We start from the raw sequence: 9,188 nt of genomic DNA, 5'->3' as shown, positions 1-9,188 counted from the left end.
GGGCGGCGGCGGCCGGGTGCGTTGGCGGGGGCGGCGGCCGTGCACGCGCCGAACGGCTTCTTCGCCCAGAGCGGTGGCTACGAGTACGCGGTCTCCCTGGGCCTGACGGCCGCCGGGCTCTCGGTCTCCGGCCCCGGCCGCCTGTCCTTGGACCACGCCCTCCGCCACGCGGTCAACCGCGGCTGGATGGTCCCGGCGTCGTTCGCGGTGACGGCCGCGGCGACGGCCTTGGTCATCGGCGCCCGTGTCAGGCACCTGCGCCACCAGAAGGAGGGGCAGCAGGAAACCCTGTTCGAGGAGTAGCCCGCTCGGCGAAACGCAATTCGCACGCCGGTGCGGCCATGGCAGGCTGCGCCCCATGAGCGACCGAGACACCGCCGCCCCGCCGACGCCGCCCGCCGACCTGTGGTCCTCCGTCGACGCCCTGTGGTCCTGGCTGGACGCGCATCAGGTGCACGACGACCACCAGACGCTGCTGCTGCGCATGCTCAAGCTGTCCGAGGAGGTCGGCGAGGCCGCCCAGGCGGTGATCGGCGCGACGGGCCAGAACCCGCGCAAGGGCACCACCCACACCTGGGAGGACGTCGAGGCGGAACTGTGCGACGTGGTGATCACCGCCCTGGTGGCCCTGCGCACCCTCGCTCCGGACGCCCGGGAGGTCTTCGGCCGCCACCTGACGAGGGTGACGGAACGCTCGCTCGGGCCGGGCGCACGGTTCGGAACCGAACGGGCCGCGGGTCGGTGAGCCGGAAGGCAGACGAGTCGGGCTGTACGCCGGGTTCTGTTCCCCGGGTTCCTCGCGGAGCCCGGGGCGACGGCCATCCATCTAGGACCGGCGTTGCCGCCGGCCTCGTGCGGTCCACCCGCGGACTCGGGCGGGCAGCCCTCGAACGTCCGCGCAGAGCGCGCCTTGCGGCGGCTCCTTTTGACCTTGCTCCGGGTGGGGTTTACCTAGCTGCCCAGGTCACCCTGGGCACTGGTGGTCTCTTACACCACCGTTTCACCCTTACCGAGGGCCGAGGCCCTCGGCGGTCTGCTTTCTGTGGCACTTTCCCGCGGGTCACCCCGGGTGGCCGTTAGCCACCACCCTGCCCTGTGGAGCCCGGACGTTCCTCGGGAAGCCCCCTCGCGGGAACTCCACGCGGCCGTCCGCCCGGCTCGTCTGCCGTGTCGACCATGGTACCGGGCGCGCCGACCGCCCGGTCCATCCAGGTCGGAGGAAGTCGGTGGTGAGCGGCTCAGGGGCCATGGCAGTCATGTCCTCCTTCGGTCGCCCGCCCGAGTGGGACATCCCGAGATCACCTGTCCGAGAGATCGGGAACCGTTCGCTCGACCGTGGCACAGGACCACCACCCCGTCAGTCGGCGAACCGCCGCCTTGACCCTCACGCGACGTCAACGTCTGTACTGCTCGCATGCGGATCGGAGAACTCGCCGCGGCCGTCGGCGTCGCTCGGGCCGCCCGCCCCACCCACGGCACCGGCGGCGGGCAGGCACAGGTCTTCGGATACGCCCGCGGGCAGGGGCCGGTCACGGCCGGGCTGGTGTCCGTCTGCGTGATCCAGACGCTGACCATGTCCGTACTGCTGCGGAACTGGCCGGCCGCGCACGCGGTGATGCTCTCCCTCGGCGTGCTCACGATCGTCTTCGTCGTCGTCCGGCACGCGGCCTGCGCCCTCCGCCCGCACCTGCTGACCGCGGACACCCTTCGCATCCGGCAGGCCGCCCATGCAGACCTGAGTGTTCCGCTGGGGGCGATCGCGTCCGTACGCCGGGAGACGCGGACGACGCGGACGACGCGGACGACGACGCATGAGCGCACCGGCGGTGAGCTGGACCTCCCCGTCCGCTCCCTGACCTCGCTCACCCTCGAACTCACCACCCCCGTCACCCATGTCACCCTCCTCGGCCGGCGCCGGGCCGTGCGCGTGATCCGCTTCCACGCGGAGGACGCCGAACGGCTGGCGCACACCCTCAGTACGCTGGCGCGGAGCGCTACCGAAGGAGAGACCCCGTGCTTGTGCTGCTGCCCCCGTCCGAAGGCAAGGCTTCCGCAGGCCGTGGCGCCCCGCTGAGGATGGAGTCGCTGTCGCTGCCGGGGCTGTCCGCCGCCCGGGAGGCCGTGCTCGGCGAGCTGGTCGACCTGTGCGCGGGGGACCCCGACGAGAACGACAAGGCGCGCGAGGTGCTCGGGCTCAGCGAGGGGCTGCGCGGCGAGGTGGCCAAGAACGCCGCCCTGCGCACGGCGGGTGCACGGCCCGCCGGGGAGATCTACACCGGGGTGCTCTACGACGCGCTCGGCCTGGCCTCCCTCGACACGGCGGCCAAGCGGCGGGCCGCGCGCTCGCTGCTGGTCTTCTCGGGGCTGTGGGGTGCGGTGCGGGTGACGGACCGGATTCCCTCGTACCGGTGCTCGATGGGTGTGAAGCTGCCCGGGCTCGGGGCGCTGGGCGCGCACTGGCGCACGCCGATGGCCTCGGTGCTGCCGGAGGTGGCCGGGGAGGGGCTGGTGCTGGACCTGCGGTCCGCGGCGTACGCGGCGGCGTGGAAGCCGAAGGGCGAGGTCGCCGGGCGTACGGCGACCGTGCGCGTGCTGCACTCCCAGGTCGTGGACGGCGTGGAGAGGCGGTCGGTGGTCAGCCACTTCAACAAGGCGACGAAGGGACGGATCGTCCGCGGCCTGCTGACCGAGGGGGTCGCGCCGAAGGGCCCCGCCGAGCTGGTGGAGGCGCTGCGCGACCTCGGGTACGCGGTCGAGGCGGAGCCGCCCGCGAAGGCGGGAAGGGCATGGGCCCTGGACGTGGTGGTGACGGAGATCCACTGACCCGAGCCGAAGCCATTGCAGCATGTGCAATGAGCTTTGCGCATGCTGCACGGCACCGGCAGGATGAGGTCATGTCCTCAGCTCTGCCCGCCTCCGTGCTGGATCTCGCCCCCGTCGTGCCCGTCGTCGTCCTTCAGGACGCCTCCGACGCCGTACCGCTCGCGCGCGCGCTGGTGGCCGGGGGGCTGCCCGCGATCGAGGTGACGCTGCGGACCTCCGCCGCGCTGGAGGCGATCCGGGCGATGGCCGCCGAGGTGCCCGGCGCGCTGGTCGGCGCCGGCACCGTGATCACGCCGGGGCAGGTGGCGCAGTGCGTGGCCGCCGGGGCGCGGTTCCTGGTCAGCCCGGGGTGGACGGAGGCGTTGCTGGAGGCGATGGCGGCCTCCGGGGTGCCGTTCCTGCCGGGCGTGTCGACCACGTCGGAGGTCGTGGCGCTGCTGGAGCGCGGGGTGCGGGAGATGAAATTCTTCCCGGCGCAGGCGGCCGGCGGCACCGGTTATCTGAAGTCCCTGGCCGGGCCGCTTCCGCAGGCCCGGTTCTGCCCGACGGGCGGAATCGGCCCGGAGACGGCTCCCGACTACCTGGCTCTGCCCAACGTCGGCTGCGTCGGCGGCAGTTGGATGGTCCCGGCGGACGCGGTGGCCGCGCGGGACTGGGCCCGGATCGAAGGGCTGGCCCGGGAGGCCGCCGCGCTCAGCGCAGGTGGGACGTGTCGTTGAGGAGGCGGACGCTGGCGTTGCCGTCCGCGTAGTACGCCACCGCCGACATCGAGGCCGCCGACAGCTCCATGCGGAACAGGGACTCCGGCGGGGCACCGAGGGCCAGTCGGACGAACGTCTTGATCGGCGTGACGTGCGTGACGAGCAGGACCGTGCGGCCGGCGTGGGCCGCGACCAGCTTGTCCCGGGTGGCGGCGATCCGGGTGGCGGTGGCCGCGAAGCTCTCGCCGCCGCCGGTGGGCGCCGCGTCCGCGGAGGCCAGCCAGGCGTCGAGGTCGTGCGGGTAACGCTCGCGCACCTCGCCGAAGGTGAGTCCTTCCCAGGCGCCGAAGTCGGTCTCGCGCAGGCCGTCGTCGACCGTCACGTCCAGGCCGAGGCGCCCGGCCACGATGGCGGCGGTCTCACGGGTCCGGGTGAGCGGAGAGGAGACGACGGCCTGGATCGTGCCGCGCCGGGCGAGCGCCACGGCGGCCCTCTCGGCCTGCTCCCGGCCGACGGCGGAGAGGGAGGGGTCGGTGCCGCCGCTGCCCGAGAACCGCTTCTGCGGGGTCAGCGGTGTCTCACCGTGGCGCAACAGCACGAAGGTGGCGGGCGCCCCGAGGTCGGCGGGCGCCCAGCCGGGGGTGGCGACGGTGCGCGTGGCGCGTGCGTCTGTGTCGGCGACGGGGGGAGCGGCGGAGGCGGTGTCCGTGGCCGTCTCCAGATCCGCCGTGGACGCCGACGGCGACCACTGCTCGCCGCGGGCGCCCGCGTCCATCGCCTCGTTGGCCAGCCGGTCGGCGAGCTTGTTCCGCTCGCGCGGGACCCACTCGTACGTCACCCGCTCGGGCGGGAACACCCGGGCGGCCTGCGTGGCCAGCGGCTTCAGATCGGGGTGCTTGATCTTCCAGCGGCCCGTCATCTGCTCGACGACGAGCTTGGAGTCCATCCGGACGTGCACGGTCGCCGTCGGGTCCAGCGCCCGCGCGGCGAGCAGACCGGCCAGCAGGCCGCGGTACTCGGCCACGTTGTTGGTGACGACGCCCAGGTACTGCGCGGTCTCCGTCAGGGTCTGGCCCGTCGCCGCGTCGAGCACGACCGCTCCGAAGCCCGCGGGTCCGGGGTTGCCCCGTGACCCGCCGTCGGCCTCGACGATGAACTCCCGCACGCGCCCCCCTCTACAGGCCGGACTCGGCGGTGCGCACCAGGATCCGGCTGCAGTTCTCGCACCGCACGACCGTGTCGGGGGCGGCGGCGCGGATCTCGTTCAGCTCGGTGATGGCGAGCTCCTGGCGGCAGCCCTGGCAGGTGCGCTGGTACAGCTTGGCCGCTCCGATGCCGCCCTGCTGCTCGCGCAGCCTGTCGTACAGCTTGAGCAGGTCCGCCGGGACGGAGGCGGCGACGACCTCGCGTTCCTTCGTCACGGATGCCGCCTCGCCGTCGAGCTCCTCGAAGGCCGCGTCGCGGCGGGCGGTGGCGTCGTCGGCCTTCGCCTGGACGGAGGCGACGCGCTCGGTCAGCTCGGCGACCCGTTCCTGCGCGGACTCGCGGCGCTCCATGACCTCCAGGACGACGTCCTCCAGGTCGCCCTGGCGCTTGGCGAGGGAGGCGATCTCGTGCTGGAGGTTGGACAGGTCCTTGGGAGAGGTCACCGAGCCGGAGTCCAGGCGCTGCTGGTCGCGGGCGGCGCGCTTGCGCACCTGGTCGACGTCCAGCTCGGCCTTGGTCTGCTCGCGGGCGCAGTCGCTCTCCTCGGTCTGCGCGGCCACGAGCAGGTCGCGCAGCTGCGTGAGGTCCTTGCTCAGCGACTCGATCTCGGCGTGCTCCGGCAGGGACTTCCGCTTGTGCGCGAGCTGCTGCAGGCGGACGTCGAGGGCCTGGACGTCGAGGAGTCGGATCTGGTCGGCGGGCGCGGCGTTCAGTTGGGGGCTCCCAGGGGTTGTTCGGTGGCGGTGGACGCCGCGTGGGCGGTCCAGGGGTCGGTGACCGTCTTGGAGACGTGGACGCGCAGGTCCCATCCGTGCCGGTCGGAGATCTCGTCGAGCTGGGCGGCGGCCAGCTCGCACCAGGGCCACTCGGTGGCCCAGTGCGCCGCGTCGAGCAGCGCGAGGGGGCTGTGGGCGGCGCGGTCCGCGACGAACTCGGAGGCCGGGTGGTGGCGCAGGTCCGCGGTGAGGAAGGCGTCGACGCCCGCGGCTCGTACGGCTTCGAAGAGGCTGTCGCCGGAGCCGCCGCTGACGGCCACGGTGTGGACCACGGCCTCGGGGTCCCCGGCCACCCGGATGCCCTGTGCGGTGGCGGGCAGGCACCGGGCGGCGCGGGCGGCGAGCTCGCGGACGGTCAGCGGGTGGTCGAGTGCGCAGATGCGGCCGAGGCCCCGGCGGCCCTCGGGGTCGGTGGCGTCCGGTACGAGGGGGCGTACGACCCTGAGGTCCAGCGCTCCGGCGAGCGCGTCGCTCACGCCCGGGTCGGCGGTGTCGGCGTTGGTGTGGGCCACGTGCAGGGCGATGTCGTTCCTGATCAGCGTGTGCACCACGCGGCCCTTGAAGGTGGAGGCCGCCACCGTGGTCGTACCGCGCAGGTAGAGCGGGTGGTGGGTGACGAGCAGGTCGGCGCCCAGCTTCACCGCCTCGTCGACGATCTCCTGGACCGGGTCGACGGCGAACAGGACCCGGCCGACCTCCTGGTCCGGGTCGCCCACGACGGTGCCGACCGCGTCCCAGGACTCGGCCCGCTCGGCGGGCCACAGACTCTCCAGCGCGGCGATGACTTCAGACAGACGGGGCACGAGTGCAAGGCTACCTGGGTGTTCGCCGCGGCTGAACCGCCGCCGCCGGGCCGTCCGGGGTCGCACACGTCCAGCACAAACGTTCCGCTTTCCTCGGGCGAATCGTTCCTGGGCCACCCGTACGGGTGAAGCCCCCGCCCGCCGCTGCGCCGTCTGTGCGTACGAAAACTAGCGTCCTGACAGGAGGTGAGCGAACGATGACAGTCTGTGCCTCTTCGGGGTCTTCGGCAGCACACGAGCAGGAGGGTCCCCCACCGCCGTCGGCGGCCGGCGAGGACGGCGGTGCGCCGGGCTGCGCGATCACGATGGACGGCGCCTACGCCGCACGGCTCACCCGCGGCGGGGACTTGTGGTACCCGGAGCGCTGGACCCTGGACGGTCCCGAGCCGTACGCGGTGCCGCTGCCCGGCAACCAGCCCGAGGAGCCCGGCACGGAGGTGCAGCCGATGGCCGACGGCCGGGTCCTCATCCGGCGGCTGGTGGCCGGCCGGCACACCTTCTCGCTGCTCTACCCGACCGGCCCGGGCACCGGTGAGCTGCCCGTGGGCGCGGTCGAGTGCCCGGACGGCACCCGGTTGCGGCTGCTGCCCCCGGCGCCGGGCGGCGAGCGGGCGTACGCCCTCGCCGCCGGATCGCGTTCCTCGGCGGTGTGGCTGGTGGCGGGCGGCCCCTTCGGGCCGGAGCTGCTGGCCGAGGTGCCCGGCCACTGCTCGGGCGGGGTCTGGCTGGACCGCGCCGGCGGGATGCTCGCCCTGGACCGGCGGACCGGCGGACACACCAAGACGGTCGTGGTGGACCTGAGCGGCGGGGGCACAGTGTCGCCGCTGCTGCAGATCACGCCCGGCAGCGACGACCGGCTGCTGCTCGCGGACCCCGACAGCGGGCTGCTGCTGATCGGTTCGGACGCGCCCTCGCCGGGGCGGGAACGGCTCGGCTGGGGAGTGCTCGGCAGCACCCTGCCGGTGCGGTTCCCGGAGTGCCTGCGGCAGTCCGACTGCGTGATGACCCCGTTCGCGATCCAGCCGGGGCAGGTGCTGACACCGGAGCACTGCGCGGTGGCGCTGCGCTGCCAGGGCCCGTTCGGCAGCTGGATCGGCGTGTGGCGGCCCACCGAGCGCCGGGTACGGCACATTCCCGCGCCCGAGGGGTGGTTGGCGGGCACCGGGCTGTGGACGGAGGACGGCGTGCTCCGGCTGCCGTACGCCACGGCGGCGGTGCCGTGCGGTGTGGCGCGGTGGACGGCACCGGCACCAGAGCCGGAGTCACCGCAGGCGGCCCTCCTGCCCGCACCTCGGGAGGCCGCCCGGCCCACGCCTCAGGAGGCCGCCCGGACCGCACCTCAGGAAGCCGGTCCGGCAGCCCCGCGGGCGGCGGCCGGCGCGGCGCAGGGGGCCCCGTGGGCACCGCCCTCGGCTCCCCCACGGGTGCCGCTCCCCCTGCTCCTTCCGCCGCCCTCCTCGACGGACGAGGTGCCGGAGGCACCGCACGGCGAAGCCCCGGAAGCGGAACCTCCGGCACCCGTCGCGGCCCGCCCCGTACCCCTGCAACAGGCGGCGCTGACAGGCCGCATGGCGAGCAGGTAACGAAGTCGTGCCGGTTGGCGTGGCCGCCTGGATTTCGCCCGAGGTGTGCCGGTTAGACTCGCCCGGCTGTACGAAAGATGATGTTGACGGGGTGAATTGTTCCGATGAGCGACGCCAGCACGACCCAGCCGCACACCGCCGAGACTCCCGACACCGAGGGACACGGCAAGCACCGCGGCCCGGTCTCCTCCCACGACGGCGAGACGGCTCCCAGTGGCCGGCACCGCAAGCCGGTCCAGGAGCACACCGAAGTGGCGGCCTGACGGCACACACGGTACGGGGAGCGACGAGCGGCCCCGCCCTTCCCACGAAGGGCGGGGCCGCTTTCGCGTCCACCCGGGAGGGCGGGATCAGAAGTGGTCGACGACCGTGTCGGCCAGCACCGGTGCGTCGGCCCGCTCGACGGCGCTCACCGCCACCCGCACCCTGCCGCCTTCCTGCCACCACATGCGAATGCGCAGGGTCTCGCCCGGGTACACCACCCCGGCGAAGCGGGTGGCGTAGGAGCGTACGCGGGTGACGTCGCCGCCGAGCAGCGTGTCGACGACCGCCTTGAGCGTCATGCCGTAGGTGCACAGGCCGTGCAGGACGGGCCGGTCGAACCCGGCTGCCTCGGCGAACTCCGGGTCGGCGTGCAACGGGTTGCAGTCGCCGCTGAGCCGGTACAGGAGGGCCTGGTCCTCGCGGATCCGCCGCTCGACGGTGCGGACCGGGGCGCCGGTGGGCGCCTCGCCCCGGGCGGAGGGGCCGCGGTCGCCGCCCCAGCCGCCCTCTCCCCGCACGAAGATCCGGGCCTCGCCGGTCCACAGCGGGCCGTCGGCGTCGGTGACCTCGGTGCGCATGACGAGGACGGCCGCCGTGCCCTTGTCGTACACGGCGGCGATGCGGTCGGTGGTCGTGGCGGTGCCCCGCACGGGGATGGGCCGGTGGACCACGAGGCTCTGGCCGCCGTGCAGGACGCGGGCGAGGTCGACGTCGACCCCGGGCATGGACAGGCCGCTGATCACGCCGGGCGAGCCCGCGCCGGCGACGGTGGCGAAGCTCGGCAGGACGTGCAGCCGGGACTCCAGGGTGTAGCGCAGCTCGCCGGGGTCGGTGGCGGGCACGCCCGCGCCGAGGCCGAGGTGGTAGAGCTGGACGTCCTTGGGGGTCCAGGAGATCTCGCCGGTGCGGGGGCCGGCGGCGAGTGCCTTGGCTGCGTCGATGGGCATGGGGCTCCTGAGGGGTCGGGACGCCGGCGCGTGCCGTCCGCGCCGATGGCCGCACCGAGGTCGTCGCGGGGCCGAGGAACCCGTC

At 74.0% G+C, this 9,188-nt stretch carries 11 protein-coding genes and 1 other RNA gene; 7 read left to right on the top strand and 5 right to left on the bottom strand.

The features are described from left to right. Both BZY54_RS17405 and BZY54_RS17400 read left to right on the top strand, forming a co-directional pair. Positions 1–303, top strand: a 303-nt coding sequence (locus BZY54_RS17405; RefSeq protein ID WP_425276288.1) for a DoxX family protein, incomplete at its 5' end; no start/stop codon positions are given. 55 nt (positions 304–358) lie between these two features. Beyond that, positions 359–745, top strand: coding sequence for a MazG-like family protein (locus BZY54_RS17400; RefSeq protein WP_086726112.1), 387 nt, complete (start codon positions 359–361; stop codon positions 743–745). A gap of 9 nt (positions 746–754) precedes the next feature. On the opposite strand, the gene rnpB is transcribed toward BZY54_RS17400, so the two are convergent. Further along, positions 755–1,161: RNase P RNA component class A (gene rnpB, locus BZY54_RS17395), an RNA gene on the bottom strand. A gap of 253 nt (positions 1,162–1,414) precedes the next feature. Between rnpB and BZY54_RS17390 the strand changes: the two genes are divergently transcribed. From BZY54_RS17390 to eda, 3 genes are all read left to right on the top strand, one after another. Further along, a complete protein-coding gene (locus tag BZY54_RS17390) occupies positions 1,415–2,074 on the top strand; it encodes a hypothetical protein (RefSeq protein WP_208640682.1) in 660 nt (219 codons plus the stop codon). Beyond that, positions 2,014–2,823, top strand: a complete 810-nt coding sequence (gene yaaA, locus BZY54_RS17385; protein WP_086726111.1) for a peroxide stress protein YaaA — start codon at positions 2,014–2,016, stop codon at positions 2,821–2,823. The genes BZY54_RS17390 and yaaA overlap by 61 nt, the downstream gene beginning before the upstream one ends. A gap of 71 nt (positions 2,824–2,894) precedes the next feature. After that, the gene (gene eda / locus BZY54_RS17380; RefSeq protein WP_086726110.1) at positions 2,895–3,542 is read left to right on the top strand and encodes a bifunctional 4-hydroxy-2-oxoglutarate aldolase/2-dehydro-3-deoxy-phosphogluconate aldolase; all 648 of its coding nucleotides are present in this window, start codon (positions 2,895–2,897) and stop codon (positions 3,540–3,542) included. Here the strand turns inward: eda and BZY54_RS17375 are convergent. From BZY54_RS17375 to BZY54_RS17365, 3 genes are read right to left on the bottom strand one after another with little or no spacing between them, the layout of a single operon-like run. After that, positions 3,517–4,689 (bottom strand): bifunctional RNase H/acid phosphatase, encoded by a 1,173-nt coding sequence (locus BZY54_RS17375; RefSeq protein WP_086726109.1) that lies wholly within the window; start codon positions 4,687–4,689, stop codon positions 3,517–3,519. The genes eda and BZY54_RS17375 overlap by 26 nt on opposite strands. A 10-nt stretch (positions 4,690–4,699) precedes the next feature. Then, on the bottom strand, positions 4,700–5,443 hold the full coding sequence (locus tag BZY54_RS17370; RefSeq protein WP_086726116.1) for a zinc ribbon domain-containing protein: 744 nt from the start codon (positions 5,441–5,443) through the stop codon (positions 4,700–4,702). Then, the gene (locus BZY54_RS17365; protein WP_086726108.1) at positions 5,440–6,309 is read right to left on the bottom strand and encodes a Nif3-like dinuclear metal center hexameric protein; all 870 of its coding nucleotides are present in this window, start codon (positions 6,307–6,309) and stop codon (positions 5,440–5,442) included. Before BZY54_RS17365 ends, BZY54_RS17370 begins: the two co-directional genes overlap by 4 nt. 197 nt (positions 6,310–6,506) lie before the next feature. On the opposite strand from BZY54_RS17365, the gene BZY54_RS17360 reads away from it, so the two are divergent. Together BZY54_RS17360 and BZY54_RS51665 are read left to right on the top strand one after the other, a co-directional pair. Next, positions 6,507–7,892, top strand: a complete 1,386-nt coding sequence (locus BZY54_RS17360) for a hypothetical protein (RefSeq protein ID WP_086726107.1) — start codon at positions 6,507–6,509, stop codon at positions 7,890–7,892. Positions 7,893–7,996: 104 nt separating this feature from the next. Then, positions 7,997–8,155: a hypothetical protein gene (locus BZY54_RS51665; protein ID WP_086726106.1), complete on the top strand. Its 159-nt coding sequence runs from the start codon at positions 7,997–7,999 to the stop codon at positions 8,153–8,155. An 87-nt stretch (positions 8,156–8,242) separates the two neighbouring features. Here BZY54_RS51665 and BZY54_RS17350 read toward each other — a convergent pair whose 3' ends face one another. Continuing rightward, complete coding sequence (locus BZY54_RS17350; RefSeq protein ID WP_086726105.1) at positions 8,243–9,103, bottom strand: MaoC/PaaZ C-terminal domain-containing protein; 861 nt, start codon at positions 9,101–9,103, stop codon at positions 8,243–8,245. Between the last annotated feature and the right edge of the window lie 85 nt (positions 9,104–9,188).

Origin of the sequence: Streptomyces carpinensis (genome assembly GCF_002154505.1) — a bacterium.
GTDB lineage: Bacteria > Actinomycetota > Actinomycetes > Streptomycetales > Streptomycetaceae > Streptomyces > Streptomyces carpinensis.
The sequence above is the reverse complement of the archived record's forward strand: the minus strand, read 5'-3'. Positions and strand labels throughout refer to the sequence as shown.